This is a genomic window from Dechloromonas denitrificans (assembly GCF_020510685.1).
Taxonomy (GTDB): Bacteria; Pseudomonadota; Gammaproteobacteria; order Burkholderiales; family Rhodocyclaceae; genus Azonexus; species Azonexus denitrificans_A.
Genome location: NZ_CP075185.1, coordinates 655263 through 670902 on the forward strand (window position 1 = coordinate 655263; position 15640 = coordinate 670902).

The following is a 15640-nucleotide window of genomic DNA, read 5'->3' on the forward strand; positions in this document are numbered from 1 at the left end:
TCATGAAAAAACTGATCACTGCGGAAACCATCCGCCAGCAGCACGCCGCCGGCAAACAGCGGCTTGAGGTCGAACTTCCGGCGACCATCATTACCCCCGAGGCCCGGACGCTGGCGACCCAGTTGCACATCGAACTGGTTGAGAGCGTCGCGCCGCGGAAAGAAAAGACCGGCACTGCCGTTCCCGCTGCATCGGCCATCCCGCACCGCGCCGAGCGCCCGGCGCCGCATCCCGAAGAGCTCGCCGCAATTCGCGCTGCCATCGTCGCCCGTTTGCCGAAAGGCAGCGTTTCCGACGACGTTATCGAGCAATTGATTCGCAAGGCCCTCGACGAGAAATCGGCCGGCGTCGCCGCTGTCGCTTCCGGCCCGGCCGAGGCCAATGCCGAGGGCGCCGGGTACGGCATCAAGCATGTCAAGGGCAGTTCGGTTCAGTTCTCCCGCTTCGACGGCGCCGGGGCCGGCAATACGGTCGGCCTGAGCGACGTGATCACGGCCAGCGACCACAGTCCGATGGCTGCCGGGTACATGGCGTGGAGCAACTGCTTTTTCCCCTGGACGCTGACCTACGACGAAATCGACGTGATCCTCGAGGGCGAGCTGCATATTCGCCATCAGGGAAAGACCGTCATCGGCCTGCCCGGCGACGTCATTTTCATTCCCAAAGGCTCGGCCATCGAATTCGGTTCGCCGAGCAACGTGCGTTTCCTCTACGTCACCTATCCGGCGGACTGGCAAAACCAGTAACCGGCGAAAACCATGGGCACTTTCATCACCGAAACCTGGCTGCGCGAACACTTCAGCCTCGCCCCCGGCACCGAGATTCATCTGCCGGCGGAGGGGCAGTTGACGCCGGCGGCACGCACGCTGATCGGCGAGCGGCGCATCGGCGTCAAGTTCATCGACGCCGCCGGGCGGACCTATCTTGAAAGCGGCCCGGCGCCGCGCGACTCGGGTGATCAAGCGGTGGCGCGCCTCAAGGTACATCCGCTGACCAGCCAGGCCACCCGGGAAGCGGCAGCGTGTACGCTGTGCGGCCAGGAAGTCGCGCACAAGTCGGAGGCGATGACCCATCTCGACGCCCGGCAACTGGTCGCCAAAAACCACCCGCGCATGCATTTGCGCGGCAAGCTCGATACCGTCATCGCCCATGCCGTCTGGGTGCAAAGCGAACTGCCGGCGAGCGGCGGCGACGGCAAGGTGGCGCTCTGGCTGGCCGATGTCCGCTCCTGTCTGGGCATGGTGTTGCGTGGCGAAGTGACCGGCGAGACGGTGCCGGCCATCCATATGGGCGAACTCGACGCCGAAGCCATTCATCGCCTGTCGCATGACCCTTTGCGTTATTTCGGCCATGACCATATCGTGCCGGATGCCGCCCAGGGCGTAATGGTGGCCCGCCTCAATCTCCTGCGCGCCCTGATTCGCGAAGCCGAACTGGCGGCCGCCAATGTCTACATCGATGCCAATTACCAGCTGACGCGGCCGGATATCCTGGAATCGCTCAACCGGCTGAGCAGTGCGGTCTATGTGCTGATGATGCTCAGCTACGTCGCCACTCTTGGCGGGCCCGAGCAGCCGGGGGGGCATTCCTGATGGACCTGATCCGGACCTGCACCGAGTGGTGTCGCCAACATCCGGCGCGTGTCGTCTTCCCCGATGGGCAGGACACCCGGGCCATTCTGGCAGCGAGCAGCCTGCTGACCCAGGGGCTCGCCCGGCCCGTTCTGCTCGGTAATCCGTTCGGCCTGCGGGCATTGAGTCAGCACCACGGCTTGCTCAGCGGCGGCGTGCCGATCATCGACCCGGCGTGCGCCTCGCAGCTTGCCCGCTATGCCGATCTTTTCGCCGCGCAGCTGGCCGAGAAAAACCAGCCGCCGATGCCCCGGGAGGAGATTCTTCTGCACCTTGCTGACCCCTTGTGGTTTGGCGCCATGATGGTGGCGAGCGGCGATGTCGATTACTGCATTGGCGGCAACCTCTCGGCCACCTCGTCGGTGCTCCGCGCCGCATTGCATGTGATTGGTCTGGCCGAAGGCAACAACACGGTTTCCAGCATCTTCTTCATGCTCGATCCGGAGCGCAAGCGGGTACTTGGTTTTGCCGACTGTGGCGTGGTCCCCGAACCAAGCCCGGAGCAGCTGGCGGATATCACGCTGACCACGGCGGCCAGCTACCGTGCGGTGACCGGCATCGAGCCCGCCATCGCGCTGCTTTCCTTCTCCAGTGGCGGCAGTGCCAAGCATCCAGCGGTCGAGAAGGTCCGTGCCGCAGTCAAACTGGTCCGCCAGCGCGACCCGCAGCTGCGCATCGATGGCGAGTTGCAGTTCGATGCCGCCTATGTGCCGTCGGTCGCGTTGCTGAAAGTGCCTGACAGCCCGCTGGCCGGCCAGGCCAATGTCTTCATCTTTCCATCGCTCGAGGCGGGCAATATCGGTTACAAGATTGCTCAGCGCCTCGGCAACTACACCGCGCTTGGACCGATGCTTCAAGGCTTGCGCCGGCCGATGCACGATTTGTCGCGGGGGTGCAGCGTCGGTGACATGATTGAAGCGAGCTTGATCGCGAACAAAATGGCAACGCCCATTGCCAACGATAATCTGGTAACAGCAAGCACACAGGCAAGTTTGTCGCGCAACGAGAACACACCGCTCTACACGGCTTCACCGTTCGTGAGTGCACCGGTTCCCGCCACGCATTCAATGTTGTAAAACCCTAAGGAGGCAAAGCAAATGGAAGCTCTCGGACTGATCGAAACCAAAGGCTTGGTCGCACTGATTGAGGCATCCGATGCCATGGTCAAGGCAGCGCGCGTCAAACTGGTCGGTTACCAACAAATCGGCGGCGGTCTGGTGACCGCGATGGTGCGTGGCGACGTCGCCGCCTGTAAGGCGGCAACCGATGCCGGCGCCGCAGCCGCCCAGCGTATTGGCGAACTGGTCTCGGTGCACGTGATTCCCCGTCCGCATGGCGATCTGGAAGAAATTTTCCCGATCAAGATGCGCGGCACTCTCGAAGACTGATCGGGGGCGGGGCATCCTGCCCCACCCCGACCGGAACTCCCGCCATGCCCCGCGGCCTTCGTCGGCCGGTGCGGGACAGAGGAGCAGAGGGTATTGCATGCGGATGACCATCCATCAGTCATCGCATTTCCCAATGGGCTGCCAGTCGTCAGCTCAAGGGTTGCTTTTTTGAGTTGAGGCAAGCATGGAACTCGCAGTTGTCGTCGGACAAGTCGTGTCAACCGTCAAATGTTCGGGCTTTTCAGGGGATCGTCTGTTGCTGATCGATTTCATCGATGCCGATGGCAAGCCGCAGGGCTCGACACACGTCGCAGCGGATGGAATCGGCGCCGGCACGGGCGAATGGGTTCTCGTCGTGCAGGGGAGCTCCGCCCGCAAAACGCTGAGCGACGATGTCCCGGTCGACATGAGCGTCGTCGGGATTGTCGATGAGGTTGTCCTCGGGGACCGCGTCACGTACCACAAGTAAGTACGCGGAAAGTTTGGTTGTTGGACGGGGTTTCCCCTGAAAGCAGGAGATCAACGTGGATCTGGATGCCAACGAAGTCGAACGGATCGTTCGCGCAGTTTTGCAGTCGGTCGGTCAAAACCCGGGGCTGCTCGCCGGGGAAAAACCGAAGGGCAGTGCCGGGAAGCTGGCGCCCGGTGTGTTTGTCGAGCTTGACGATGCAGTTGCCGCGGCGGACAAGGCTTACCGGGCGTTACGCTCGCTCGCCACCCGCAACAAGGTGGTCGCCGCCATTCGTGCGGTCGGTGAACAGTACGCCCGTGAGCTGGCCGAACTGGCCGTCAGCGAAACCGGCATGGGGCGGGTCGACGACAAGATACTCAAAAACATTGCCCAGGCGCGCCAGACGCCGGGCCCTGAAACTCTGCATCCGGCGGTCATCACCGGCGACCGCGGCCTGACGCTGACGGAAAATGCCGCCTGGGGTGTGATCGCATCGGTTACGCCGTCGACCAACCCGGCCTGCACCATCATCAATAACAGCATCAGCATGGTCGCGGCCGGTAGCGCCGTGGTCTTTGCCCCGCACCCGGCAGCCAAACGGACTTCGCAACGGATCATCGCCCTGATCAACGAAGCGGTGGTCGCGGCCGGCGGGCCGGAGGGGGTGGTGACCACGGTCGCCGAACCGACGATCGAAGTCGCCCAGCGGCTGTTCCGCTATCCCGGAGTCAATCTGCTGGTCGTCACCGGCGGCGAGGCGGTGGTCCATGAGGCCCGGCGTCATACCGACAAACGGCTGATCGCCGCCGGCGCCGGCAATCCGCCGGTCGTCGTCGACGAAACCGCCAACATAGTCCAGGCCGCGCGCGATATCGTCTGGGGCGCCAGCTTCGACAACAACATCATCTGCGTCGACGAGAAGGAGATCATCGTCGTCGCCGAGGTGGCCGATGCGCTGAAACACGAGATGGCGAAGCACAAGGCGGTCGAACTGACGGCCGCCCAGGGCCGGCAACTGCAGGATGTTCTGCTGACCGGCATGGAACCCGCGACGCCCGGCCATTGCGGCAAAGGTATCGTCAACCGCAAATGGGTTGGCCGGGATGCGGCACTGATCGCTCGCCAGATCGGTCTCGATGTGCCGGCCGACACCCGCCTGCTGTTCGTCGAAACCCCGGCCGATCACCCCTTTGCGACGACCGAACTGATGATGCCGGTGATCCCGCTGATTCGGGCCGGCCATGCCAACGAGGCGATCGATCTGGCGGTGCAGCTGGAAGGCGGCTATCACCATACGGCGGCCATGCATTCCAAGAATCTCGACAACCTCGATCGCATGGCCAACGAAATCAATACCAGCATTTTCGTCAAGAACGGCCCCTGCCTGGCCGGCCTCGGTTTTGGCGGGGAGGGCTGGACGACGATGACCATTTCGACGCCGACCGGTGAAGGCGTTACCTCGGCCAGCAGTTTCGTTCGCCTGCGTCGCTGCGTGCTGGTCGACCACTTCCGGATTGTCTGAGATGCCGCGCCGCGATTTCCAACACTGGCTGGCCCCCCGCCTCGATCAGGCGGCAGCGCTGATCAACGACGCCAATCCGGTTCGCGTCGGCGGACCGTTGCGCCTCGGGATCGATCTGGGGACCAGTGATATCGTCTCGATGGTTCTCGATGCCGACGACAACCCCGTCGCCGTCTGTCTCGACTGGGCCGATGTGGTGCGCGACGGCATTGTCTGGGACTACTTCGGCGCCGTGACGATCGTCCGCAACCAGCTCGAACGTCTGCAGGCGCGTCTTGGCCAGTCGCTGGAGAGCGCCAACACCTCATTCCCGCCGGGCACCAATCCGCGCATCTCGGTGAATGTCATCGAAGCGGCCGGCCTGCGGGTCGCCCAGGTCATCGATGAGCCTTCGGCCGTTGCCAGCCTGCTCGGCATCGAGCGCGCCGCCGTCGTCGATATCGGTGGCGGCACCACCGGCATCGCCGTCGTGCGCGACGGTCAGATCGTCTATTCCGGTGATGAGCCGACCGGCGGCCATCACGTCTCGCTGACCCTGGCCGGCAACCGGCGGATCCCCCTGGAAGAGGCCGAGATTCTCAAACGCCATGACGGCGATGGCGTCTGGCCGGTCGTCCAGCCGGTCTTCGAAAAAATGTGCGATATCGTCCGCCAGCACTTGGCCGGCCATCAGGTCGACGAGCTCTATTTGTCCGGCGGCTCATGCGCCTTGCCCGGCGTCCGCGAATTGTTCGCCAGCGAATTTCCCGGGTTGACGGTCCATCTGCCCAGCCAGCCATTGTTCCTCACTCCGCTGTCGATTGCAGCCTACCGGGAGATTGGCGGTCATTGACGACTTCTGAATCGCCTGCCAGCAAAACAATGAAACAACATCTTCTCCTGCCAATTTTTGGAATCTAGCCATGGAAACGATCAACCAGGTAATCATGATGGTGATGATGGGCTTCATGGCCATCGCCGCGCTGGACCGCATCCTCAACCAATTCGGCGGAGCCGAGGCGGTCCTCGGCAAGATCGGACTCGGCGCCGTTGGCCGCGGCTTCGCCGGGGCCGGCGCCCAGTTTGAAGAAGGCTTCATGGCCATGGGCGCCCTCGGGCTGGCCATGGTCGGCGTCATTGCCCTGGCTCCCGTCCTCGCCCAACTGCTCGGTCCGGTGGTCATCCCAATCTACAAGGCGGTCGGGGCCAGCCCGGCGATGTTCGCCACCACGCTGCTGGCCAACGACATGGGCGGCTTCTTCCTGGCCAAGGAGCTGGCGACGGTGAACGGTGTCGTCGATAGCGCCGCCTGGCTTTATGCCGGCTTGATTCTCGGCGCCATGATGGGGCCGACCATCGTCTTCTCGATCCCGGTCGCCATCGGCATCATCGATGAAAAAGACCGCCGTTTCCTGGCGCTCGGCGTACTCGCCGGCATCGTCACCATTCCGCTCGGCTGCATCGCTGGCGGCCTGGTAGCGATGAATTCCGGGGTCACGGTCAATGGCGAACCGGTCGTCTTCAACCTGGCGATGATCCTGATGAATCTGATTCCGGTATTGTTCTTCTCGGTGCTGGTCGCCGTCGGCCTGTGGCTGATTCCGGAAAAAATGATCAGTGGCTTCCAGATCTTCGCCAAGATCCTGGTCAGCCTGATAACCGTCGGACTTGCCCTGGCGGTCGCCAAGGCGACAATCGGGTTGGAAATTCTGCCCGGCATGGATCCGATCTTCATGATCGCCGGCGACAAGCCCGGTGAAGTGATGCGCGCCGTCGAGGTCATCGGCTATATCGCCTGCGTCCTGCTCGGTGCCTACCCGATGGTTTTCTTGCTGACGCGCTGGTTCGAGAAGCCGCTGATGCGCATCGGCCTGCTCCTCAAGATCAATAACCACGCGGCGGCCGGCATGGTCGCCACGCTGGCCAACAACATCCCGATGTTCGGCATGATGAGCAAGATGGATGACCGCGGTAAGGTGCTTAACGTCGCGTTCTGCGTCAGCGCCGCCTTCACCTTTGGCGACCATCTCGGCTTCACCGCCGCCAACATGCCCGGCATGATTTTCGCGGTCATCGTCGGCAAGCTGGTCGGCGGTTTCACCGCCCTGGCGGTGGCCATGCTGATCGCGCCGAAGGCCACGGCGACCACGAGCGAAGCCTGAGACGGCAACGGAAAAAGCGGACCACAATGAGTTCCCGGCAGATCAACAGCGTAGGCATCGACGTCGGCACGACGACGACGCAGGTGATCTTTTCGGCGCTCGAGCTGATCAACCGGGCGCCGGCCTCGCAGGTACCGCATTACGAGTTTTCCCGGCGGGAAATCACCTATGTCAGTCCGGTGATCTTCACGCCGGTCGATCATGACGGCCATATCCGCCTGCCCGAACTGGCCGCCTTCGTCGACCAGCAGTACCAGGCGGCCGGCCTGACGCGCCAGCAGGTCGAAAGCGGTGCCATCATCGTCACCGGCGAAACCCTGAAAGCCCGCAACGCGCGGGCGACGGTGATGCAACTGGCGGAATCGCTCGGCGATTTCGTCGTCGCCACGGCCGGGCCGCACCTTGAATCGATCATTGCCGGCCACGGCTCGGGCGCCGGCGAATACTCGAGCAGCAATTCGGCGCGGGTGCTCAATATCGATATCGGTGGCGGCACCTCGAACTATGTCGTCTTCGACTGCGGCCGCGTCGACGACACGGCCTGCCTGAATGTCGGCGGCCATCTGGTCGAAACCGATACGGCAGGGCGGGTCGATTTCGTCCATGCGCCCGGTCAGAAGATCATCGATGCCTTGTTCGGCTCCGCCGACCGATCCTCGCTGGACCGCGCTCGCCTGGAGGCTGTCGCCGAGCGCATGGCGGTCCTGATCGTCGAGGTCATCGAAGGCCAGCCGTCGCCGCTGGCCCGCGATCTGCTGATGACCGACAGCTTGCGTCCCGGTCATGCGCTTGATGCGATTTTTCTCTCCGGCGGCGTCGGCGAGTGTTACTACCATCCGGTTGCCCCGGATGCCGCGTTTTCCTTCGGCGATCTCGGGCCGCTGCTGGCCGCCGCCCTGCATCGTCACCGCGCTTTCGCCAAGATGCCGGTGCGCGAGCCGAAACAGACCCTGCGCGCTACGGTGATCGGGGCCGGCGCCTATTCGCTGTCGCTGTCCGGCAGCACGATCTGGCTCAATTACGCCAATCTGCCGATCCGCAACGTGCCGGTCGTCCATCCCTCACTGGCCATCGCCGATTTTTCTTCGGGCCAGTTGTGCGAAGCCTGGGAAACCTCGGCCCGGCGCATGGACATCGACCTTGGCGCCGATCGCTATGCCCTGGCCATTCCGCCTGAACTAGCCGTCTCCTATCGCGTCGTCCTCGACTGCAGCGCGGCGTTACGCCAGTTCATTTCGCGCCACCCGAATCCGGAAAACCCGCTCATCGTCATCGCCCGCCAGGATATGGGCAAGGTGCTCGGCATGGAGTTGCAACCCGATATCCAGGGCCGCGAACTGGCCGTCATCGATGAGGTGGAAACCCGTGAGGGCGATTACGTCGATATCGGGAAAAGTTATTTTGGCGGCGACATTGTGCCGCTGACTGTCAAATCACTGGCATTTCCTTCATGAAAAGGAAGACGACGAGATGAAACTGACCACTCAACTATTTGGCAAGACCTACCAGTTCAAGGACGTCAAGGATGTGCTGGCCAAGGCCGGCGACTTGCGTTCCGGCGACATTCTGGCGGGGATTGCCGCACAGACCGCGCAAGAGCGCGTGGCGGCCAAGCACGTGCTCAGTGAGTTGTCGCTGGCCGACCTGCGCAACAATCCGGCGATTCCCTATGAGGATGATGCGGTCACCCGCGTGATCCAGGATGCGGTGCATGAAACGTCGTTTGCCGCCATTCGCAACTGGACGGTCAGCGAACTGCGTGAATACATCCTGAGCGACACGACGACGCTGGAAAACGTCGAATACCTGCGCAAGGGCATCACCTCGGAAATGGTCGCGGCAGTCGCCAAGCTTTGTTCCAACGCCGATCTGATCTACGGGGCGAAGAAAATGCCGGTGGTCAAGAAGGCCAACACCACCATCGGCCGTCCTGGCAGCTTCAGTTGCCGGCTGCAGCCGAACGACACCCGCGACGATGTGAAAAGCATCCTGGCCCAGATCTACGAAGGCTTGTCCTACGGTGCCGGCGATGCGGTGATCGGCGTCAACCCGGTCACCGACAATGTCGAGAACGTCAAGCGCCTGCTCAACCAGATTTACGAGGTGATCGAAAAGTTCGCCATCCCGACTCAGGGCTGCGTTCTCGCCCACGTTTCGACGCAGATGGAAGCGATTCGCCAGGGGGCGCCGAGCGGCCTGATCTTCCAGAGCATCTGCGGCAGCGAGAAGGGGCTGAACGAATTCGGGGTCAGCATCGCCCTGCTCGATGAGGCCTATGAGGTGGCGCGCAATCACAACAAGGTGGCGGGGCCCAACGTGATGTACTTCGAAACCGGCCAGGGCTCGGCGCTGTCGGCGAATGCCCACTACGGGGCCGACCAGCTGACGATGGAGGCCCGCAACTACGGACTGGCCAGGCGCTATGACCCGTTCATCGTCAATACCGTGGTCGGTTTCATTGGCCCGGAATACCTTTACAACGACCGGCAGATCTTGCGGGCCGGCCTTGAGGACCACTTCATGGGCAAGTTCACCGGCATTTCGATGGGCGTCGACTGCTGCTATACCAACCATGCCGAAGCCAACCAGAACTCCAACGAAAACCTGATGATCCTGCTCGCCACGGCGGGTTGCAACTACATCATGGGCATGCCGATGGGTGACGACATCATGCTCAACTATCAGACCACGGCCTATCACGACACGGCAACCATCCGCCAACTGCTCGGCCTGCGCCCGGCCCCCGAGTTCGAGGCCTGGCTGGAACGCATGGGCCTGATGGAAAACGGCACCCTGACCCCGAAGGCGGGTGACGCCTCGGTATTCTTCTGAGAGGTAAGCAGAATGGACCAGAAACAGATCGAAGATATCGTCCAGGCCGTCATGAGCAAGCTCCAGGCGGATGCCGGAGGTGCCGGCAACAGTACGGTTTGCGCCGTGAGCCAGTCGGCCGCGGCGCCGGCCCGGCGGGATGAAGGTTCCTTGCCCGATCTCGGCAGTGACGACATAAAAAACTGGATCGGGGTGCAGAGCCCGCATCGCAAGGAAGTCCTGGAAGACCTGCGGCGCAGTACCGGCGCCCGGGTGGCCGGCGGCCGCTGCGGCCCGCGGCCGCGGACAACCGCCTTGTTGCGCTTCCTGGCCGACCATTCCCGCTCGAAGGATACGGTGCTCAAGGAAATTCCCGGCGAATGGGTGGCCAAGACCGGGTTTTTCGAAGTGCATACCGAAATCTCCGACAAGGACGAATACCTGACCCGTCCGGACAAGGGGCGGCGGCTCAGCAAGGAGGCGATCGACACGGTGCTTGCCAAGTGCAAGAAGAACCCGCAGGTCCAGGTCGTGGTTTCGGACGGCTTGTCGACCGATGCGATTACCGCCAACTTCGACGAAATCCTGCCGCCGCTACTGAAGGGGCTGCAGAGCGCCGGACTGGAGGTAGGGACGCCGTTCTTCGTCCGCTACGGCCGGGTCAAGCTGGAAGACCAGATCGGCGAATTGCTCGGCGCCAAGGTGGTCATCCTGCTGATCGGCGAACGACCGGGCCTCGGGCAGTCCGAGAGCATGTCATGCTACATGGTGTATAGCCCGACCCTGGCCAAGACGGTCGAGTCCGATCGCACCTGTATTTCCAACATCCATCGTTCCGGCACGCCGCCGGTCGAAGCCGCCGCAGTCATTGTCGACCTGGCCAAGCAGATGTTGCAGAAGCAAACCAGCGGCATCAATTTGAATCGCGCCTGATTCCGCACAAGGAGAACGTCATGGCTGTAATGGACATCATCAAACCCTCGGTCCGCGCGGTGCGTCTTATTGCTTCGCTGCACGCCGACTTCAAGAAACAACTCAAGCTTGGCGACCACATCAACTGTCTGGGGCTGCTGACCGCGGACTCCGACGATGTCACCTACATCGCCGCCGATGAAGCGACCAAGCAGGCCAGGGTGGAAGTGGTCTATGGCCGTTCGCTCTATGCCGGTGCCGCCCACAGTTCATCGCCGACGGCTGGCGAGGTGCTGATCATGTTCGGCGGCCCGACGCCCGGCGAAGTGCGTTCCGGCCTCGACTCGGCGATCGCCACTATCGAGTCCGGCCCGGCTTTCCGTTGCGCCAACGAGGATGGCTCGATCGCCTTCCTCTCGCATCTGATCTCGCGGACCGGGACTTACCTGTCGGGTGTTGCCGGGATCAAGGCCGGGTTGCCGATGGCGTACCTGATTGCGCCGCCGCTGGAGGCAACCTACGGCATCGATGCGGCGCTGAAAGCCGCCGATGTGCAGATGGTGATGTATGTCCCGCCACCGTCCGAAACGAACTACTCGGGTGCCTTCATGACCGGCAGCCAGGCCGCCTGCAAGGCCGCCTGCGATGCCTTCGCGCAGGCCGTACTGGAAGTGGCAGCCGACCCGATTCGGGTTAGCTGAGTTGCGATGAACTGGAACTCGATCGGCCTGATCGAAGTGCACGGCTGGGTGCCGGCCATTGCCGCCGGCGATGCCATGGTCAAGGCGGCCGATGTCCGGCTGCTGCGCCAGCATTCGATCTCACCGGGTTTCGTCACGGTCATCGTCGAAGGCGATCTCGGCTCCTGCCGGGCGGCCGTCGATGCCGGGGTTGCCGCCGCCGCGCAACTCGGCACCGTGCTGGCGCAACTGGTCATCGGGCGTCCCGATCCGGATACCTGGAACCTGTCCGGGCCGCTGCTCGCCGCAGCCGACAAGAGCCGGCGCGGCTTCAATGGCCGGCGCAGCAAAGCGGTTACCCAGGTTAGCAAAATCATTGAGCAGCCTGCGTCAGAAGAGACGTCTGAAGTGCCGCCAAGGCCCGCCGACTCGCCGGCCGGCTGGCCGAATGACAGCGAAGCGGGGGCGCTTCTGGCCTATATCGGATCGAGCAATCGGGGACGCACCACGCAGGAAGTGGCGCGTCACTTCAAGCAGCCGGTAAGCGAAACCCGCGCCCTGCTGGAACAATGGGCGGCCGCCGGCCGGCTCGGCCGCACCGGGGCGCGTTATCTCGTTGGCTGAGAACGAACCGATGAGCCGGGCGCCACGCACAGGAAAGGGCAGCAGATGAGCGACATTCTCCAGAAAATTCGCCAGGCCGGCATCGTCGGTGCCGGTGGCGCCGGCTTTCCGACCCATGTCAAGCTGGCGGCCAAGGCGGAGATCCTGATCGTCAACGGGGCGGAATGCGAGCCGCTGTTACGCGTGGACCAGCAGTTGATGGCCAACCATCCCGAGGAGTTGATCAGGGGCGTGCGCTATGCCATGCAGGCAACCGGCGCCAGGGAAGGCATCATCGCGCTGAAAGCAAAATACAAGAAGGCGATCGCCGTGCTCGAACCGCTGCTGCCGGCGGAAATGCGCATCCACATCCTGAAGGACGTGTACCCGGCCGGCGATGAAGTGATCACCATCTGGATGGCGACCGGCCGCCGCGTGCCGCCCGGCAAGCTGCCACTGGATGTCGGGGTGATCGTCAGCAACGTCCAGACGCTGATCAACGTGACCCACGCCGTCGAAGCCGAGCGTCCGGTGACTCACCGGGCGCTGACCGTGACCGGCGCGGTGCACAATCCGGTGACGGTCAGCGTGCCGATCGGCACCTCCTACGCCGAAGCCTTGAGCATGTCGGGCGGGCCGGCCCGCAGCGGTACGGCCGTTGTCGAAGGCGGACCGATGATGGGGCATCTGGTGCATGACATGGAAACGCCGGTGACCAAGACGACCGGCGCGCTGATCGTGCTACCGGAAGACAATATCGTCGTTCTTCGCCACCGCAAGAACATGGATGCGGTGCTGCGCATCGCCAAGACGACCTGCGAGCAGTGCTGTCTGTGTACCGAGTTGTGCCCGCGCCACCTGATCGGTCACGAACTGCCGCCGCACCTGATCGTCCGGTCGCTGAGCTATAACCATGTCGGTTCGCCGTCGACCCTGCTGAGCGCCCTGACCTGCTCGGAATGCGCCATCTGCGAAGCCTGGGCGTGCCCGGTCGATATCTCGCCGATGCGCATCAACATTGCCCTGAAAGCCCAGATGCGCGAACAGGGACTGCATTACGAAGGCGAGTTGCACCCGCTCGACCCGATGGCCGAATACCGCCTGGTGCCTTCGCTGCGCCTGATCGAGCGCCTGGGCATCGGGAGTTACAACGTACCGGCGCCGTTTGTCGAGGCGGCGGCGACACCGGCGCAAGTCAGGATTCCACTTAAACAGCATATCGGCGCGCCGAGCCTGGCGCTGGTCAGCCAGGGCGACCAGGTCAGTTGCGGGCAGCCGATCGGCGAAATACCCGAAGGGGCCATGGGCGCTCGCATTCATGCCAGCATCGATGGCCGTGTGACACAAGTGACGGACGAGTTCGTCACGATCAGCCGTTCATAAGGAGACTAGCGTGTTACATGCAATCGGATTGGTGGAGTACTCGAGTATCGCCAAAGGCATCGAGGCGAGCGACGTGATGGCGAAGACCGCCGAGGTGACGATCCTCGTCTCGAAGGCGATCTGCCCGGGCAAATACATCGTGCTGGTCGGCGGCGACATCGCCTCGGTCAAGCAATCGGTACAGGCCGCCATCGCCCTCGACGGACCGAATGTCGTCGATCACTTCCTGATTCCGAATATCCATCCCTCGGTGATGCCGGCGATTGGCGGCGGTAATTCGATCGGCAAGGTTCTGGCGCTCGGCATCATCGAAACCTTCTCGGTCGCCTCGACCATCGAAGCGGCCGACGCGGCGGTCAAGGCCGCCAAGGTCGAGCCGGTGCGCATGCATCTGGCTTTCGGCATCGGCGGCAAGAGCTATGTCGTCTTCACCGGCGATGTTGCCGACGTCGAGGCCGGCGTTCGGATCGGTAGCGAAGTGGCCGGCGACAAGGGCATGCTGGTGCAGCGCGTCGTCATTCCCCGTCCGCACAAGCAGGTCATCGAACATCTGATGTAATAAAAAACCCGCCGCTCCGTTTCCGGAGGCGGCGGGGTTTTTTTGCCCACCTGCTGCCCGCAGGCAGCAGGTTTCTCGTTACTTGAGGATCTGGCCTTGGGTGGCGCCAAACTTGATGTGGGCTTGCGACTTCACGAATTCACCCGTGTTGTCGTTGCGCCCCTGCAGCAAAATCTTCGCATCCGGCGTGCGGTAGGAGTCCACTGCCTGTTTTGACAGCGTGGCGATGTCCTTGCCCTTCAGACGATTGACGATCAGCACCAGTTTCGTGTCGGCAAAGTCCTGCATCATGTTCATGTCGCCTTCGCTGTCGCCGGCCACAAAACTCGGACCATAACCATATTTCGAAACCAGGAAGCGTTCGATCGCCTTGGTTTTGCCTTTCTGTTGTGTTTGCACATAACCACGCCGGAATTCGGTCTGGATGATGCCGTTCGCGTCCCGCTCGAGTTCCATGCCGATTACCCGATCAGCCGGATTGTTGTAGCCGTAATTCGGGTTCGACGAAATTTCCTTGATCACATCGACAAAGGATGCCGTGCAGACCCAGATATCGATACCCGCTTCACGGAAGGCGGTGAACACGTCCTGCATTTCCGGCATCAGGCGCAGACCGTTCTTCCAACTGACCGAGACAACGCCGGCTTTGCCTAGCAGCGAAGCCGGGCTGGTCCATTTAACTTTCTCGATCGGCTGCGTCTTTTGCCATTCGAGCGTCTCGTTGACCATCTGGCGAACTTGCTGCTCGTTCATCCCGGTGAATAGATAGAGAACCCAAGGATAGGCAATCGAGACGTCGAAGGTGTCGCCAATCGCCTCATACATGTAGCGGGCTTTGGTCGTGAAATTCGCGTAATGCGGATTCTTCTTGACGTCAGCCAGCGACAGTTGGCCCTTCATGCCTTTGTAGTTGTTGTAGATCCAGCGGTAGCTGTCGACCGCATCAGGAACAACCAGATCGATATTGACCGGCTGACCGGCCGCGTTGTTGTAATCCTTGGCGAAATTGGTTTTCGGCACCTCCATCCGCAACGCCTTGTCCATCTGTTCCGGCGTCATGGCAAAGCGGAGATTCTCCAACTGATAAATGAAGGTTGCTTCCTCGACATCGAGGAAAACCATCGTGTTATCCCAGTCGAAAACGGCGTAAGGCGGCTTCGCCGGATTGTATGAGGGACTGTTCTTGCCGTAGGTGTTGAGAAACTTTTCGATTTTCGCCCGGTTGAAGTTGTCCCAGTTGCGATCGGCGAGCTTTATCGCCGACTGGCTTTGGGATACTCCGGATACCGGCTCCGTCGAACAGGCGCCGAGCATCGTGGCGGAAAAGACTGCAGCAAGTAACAGTGCAGCGGATCTGTGTTTCATCGCGTATCTCCTTTTTCGTTATCGCTAAAAAGAAACTACTACCAGCAATGTCTTGCGGGACATTATGTGCGCCAGATCGATAAATAAAAGATCTGACGGTAGATCACGCATTTTTCAACATAAAACAATCGCGAGTCGTTGTTAACCGTGTGCAGCAGAGGCTTCTCCCCCCACGACCCGCGAACAGGACGCCC

Annotated in this window: 16 protein-coding genes; 15 read left to right on the forward strand and 1 reads right to left on the reverse strand. The window is 62.1% G+C overall.

Annotated elements, in window-relative coordinates; translation table 11 throughout:
* The first annotated feature begins 2 nt into the window (after positions 1-2).
* From eutQ to KI611_RS03305, 15 genes are all read left to right on the forward strand, one after another.
* Positions 3-746: an ethanolamine utilization acetate kinase EutQ gene (eutQ, locus tag KI611_RS03230; protein ID WP_226418395.1), complete on the forward strand. Its 744-nt coding sequence runs from the start codon at positions 3-5 to the stop codon at positions 744-746.
* Positions 747-758: 12 nt separating this feature from the next.
* Positions 759-1592, forward strand: coding sequence for an ethanolamine utilization cob(I)yrinic acid a,c-diamide adenosyltransferase EutT (gene eutT / locus KI611_RS03235; RefSeq protein ID WP_226418396.1), 834 nt, complete (start codon positions 759-761; stop codon positions 1590-1592).
* Entirely contained in the window at positions 1592-2707 is a 1116-nt protein-coding gene (gene pta / locus KI611_RS03240; RefSeq protein WP_226418397.1) for a phosphate acetyltransferase, read from the forward strand. Before eutT ends, pta begins: the two co-directional genes overlap by 1 nt.
* 21 nt (positions 2708-2728) lie before the next feature.
* Complete coding sequence (eutM, locus tag KI611_RS03245) at positions 2729-3019, forward strand: ethanolamine utilization microcompartment protein EutM (RefSeq protein WP_226418398.1); 291 nt, start codon at positions 2729-2731, stop codon at positions 3017-3019.
* A gap of 184 nt (positions 3020-3203) precedes the next feature.
* Positions 3204-3488, forward strand: a complete 285-nt coding sequence (locus KI611_RS03250) for a EutN/CcmL family microcompartment protein (protein ID WP_226418399.1) — start codon at positions 3204-3206, stop codon at positions 3486-3488.
* Positions 3489-3543: 55 nt separating this feature from the next.
* Entirely contained in the window at positions 3544-4992 is a 1449-nt protein-coding gene (locus KI611_RS03255) for an aldehyde dehydrogenase family protein (RefSeq protein WP_226418400.1), read from the forward strand.
* Position 4993: 1 nt separating this feature from the next.
* Positions 4994-5824: an ethanolamine utilization protein EutJ gene (gene eutJ, locus KI611_RS03260; protein WP_226418401.1), complete on the forward strand. Its 831-nt coding sequence runs from the start codon at positions 4994-4996 to the stop codon at positions 5822-5824.
* A 70-nt stretch (positions 5825-5894) separates the two neighbouring features.
* On the forward strand, positions 5895-7133 hold the full coding sequence (gene eutH, locus KI611_RS03265) for an ethanolamine utilization protein EutH (protein WP_226418402.1): 1239 nt from the start codon (positions 5895-5897) through the stop codon (positions 7131-7133).
* A 26-nt stretch (positions 7134-7159) separates the two neighbouring features.
* Positions 7160-8587, forward strand: coding sequence for an ethanolamine ammonia-lyase reactivating factor EutA (locus KI611_RS03270; RefSeq protein ID WP_226418403.1), 1428 nt, complete (start codon positions 7160-7162; stop codon positions 8585-8587).
* Positions 8588-8603: 16 nt separating this feature from the next.
* Complete coding sequence (locus tag KI611_RS03275) at positions 8604-9965, forward strand: ethanolamine ammonia-lyase subunit EutB (RefSeq protein ID WP_226418404.1); 1362 nt, start codon at positions 8604-8606, stop codon at positions 9963-9965.
* A gap of 12 nt (positions 9966-9977) precedes the next feature.
* Positions 9978-10877 (forward strand): ethanolamine ammonia-lyase subunit EutC, encoded by a 900-nt coding sequence (gene eutC / locus KI611_RS03280; RefSeq protein ID WP_226418405.1) that lies wholly within the window; start codon positions 9978-9980, stop codon positions 10875-10877.
* A gap of 20 nt (positions 10878-10897) precedes the next feature.
* Positions 10898-11557 (forward strand): ethanolamine utilization microcompartment protein EutL, encoded by a 660-nt coding sequence (gene eutL, locus KI611_RS03285; protein ID WP_226418406.1) that lies wholly within the window; start codon positions 10898-10900, stop codon positions 11555-11557.
* Between the two features lie 6 nt (positions 11558-11563).
* Positions 11564-12160, forward strand: coding sequence for a BMC domain-containing protein (locus tag KI611_RS22130; RefSeq protein ID WP_319002324.1), 597 nt, complete (start codon positions 11564-11566; stop codon positions 12158-12160).
* Positions 12161-12205: 45 nt separating this feature from the next.
* A complete protein-coding gene (locus KI611_RS03300) occupies positions 12206-13522 on the forward strand; it encodes a 4Fe-4S dicluster domain-containing protein (protein WP_226418407.1) in 1317 nt (438 codons plus the stop codon).
* A 10-nt stretch (positions 13523-13532) separates the two neighbouring features.
* Positions 13533-14081 (forward strand): BMC domain-containing protein, encoded by a 549-nt coding sequence (locus KI611_RS03305; RefSeq protein WP_226418408.1) that lies wholly within the window; start codon positions 13533-13535, stop codon positions 14079-14081.
* A 78-nt stretch (positions 14082-14159) separates the two neighbouring features.
* Here KI611_RS03305 and KI611_RS03310 read toward each other — a convergent pair whose 3' ends face one another.
* Positions 14160-15446, reverse strand: a complete 1287-nt coding sequence (locus KI611_RS03310) for a haloacid dehalogenase-like hydrolase (RefSeq protein ID WP_226418409.1) — start codon at positions 15444-15446, stop codon at positions 14160-14162.
* Between the last annotated feature and the right edge of the window lie 194 nt (positions 15447-15640).

Excerpts from the sequence above, each read along its gene's own strand:
- eutH (WP_226418402.1), top strand. The coding sequence starts at position 5,895 with ATGGAAACGATCAACCAGGTAATCATGATGGTGATGATGGGCTTCATG.
- eutJ (WP_226418401.1), top strand. The coding sequence starts at position 4,994 with ATGCCGCGCCGCGATTTCCAACACTGGCTGGCCCCCCGCCTCGATCAG.
- KI611_RS03250 (WP_226418399.1), top strand. The coding sequence starts at position 3,204 with ATGGAACTCGCAGTTGTCGTCGGACAAGTCGTGTCAACCGTCAAATGT.
- KI611_RS03300 (WP_226418407.1), top strand. The coding sequence starts at position 12,206 with ATGAGCGACATTCTCCAGAAAATTCGCCAGGCCGGCATCGTCGGTGCC.
- eutC (WP_226418405.1), top strand. The coding sequence starts at position 9,978 with ATGGACCAGAAACAGATCGAAGATATCGTCCAGGCCGTCATGAGCAAG.
- KI611_RS22130 (WP_319002324.1), top strand. The coding sequence starts at position 11,564 with ATGAACTGGAACTCGATCGGCCTGATCGAAGTGCACGGCTGGGTGCCG.
- eutT (WP_226418396.1), top strand. The coding sequence starts at position 759 with ATGGGCACTTTCATCACCGAAACCTGGCTGCGCGAACACTTCAGCCTC.
- KI611_RS03275 (WP_226418404.1), top strand. The coding sequence starts at position 8,604 with ATGAAACTGACCACTCAACTATTTGGCAAGACCTACCAGTTCAAGGAC.
- eutL (WP_226418406.1), top strand. The coding sequence starts at position 10,898 with ATGGCTGTAATGGACATCATCAAACCCTCGGTCCGCGCGGTGCGTCTT.
- KI611_RS03310 (WP_226418409.1), bottom strand. The coding sequence starts at position 15,446 with ATGAAACACAGATCCGCTGCACTGTTACTTGCTGCAGTCTTTTCCGCC.
- eutM (WP_226418398.1), top strand. The coding sequence starts at position 2,729 with ATGGAAGCTCTCGGACTGATCGAAACCAAAGGCTTGGTCGCACTGATT.
- eutQ (WP_226418395.1), top strand. The coding sequence starts at position 3 with ATGAAAAAACTGATCACTGCGGAAACCATCCGCCAGCAGCACGCCGCC.
- pta (WP_226418397.1), top strand. The coding sequence starts at position 1,592 with ATGGACCTGATCCGGACCTGCACCGAGTGGTGTCGCCAACATCCGGCG.
- KI611_RS03270 (WP_226418403.1), top strand. The coding sequence starts at position 7,160 with ATGAGTTCCCGGCAGATCAACAGCGTAGGCATCGACGTCGGCACGACG.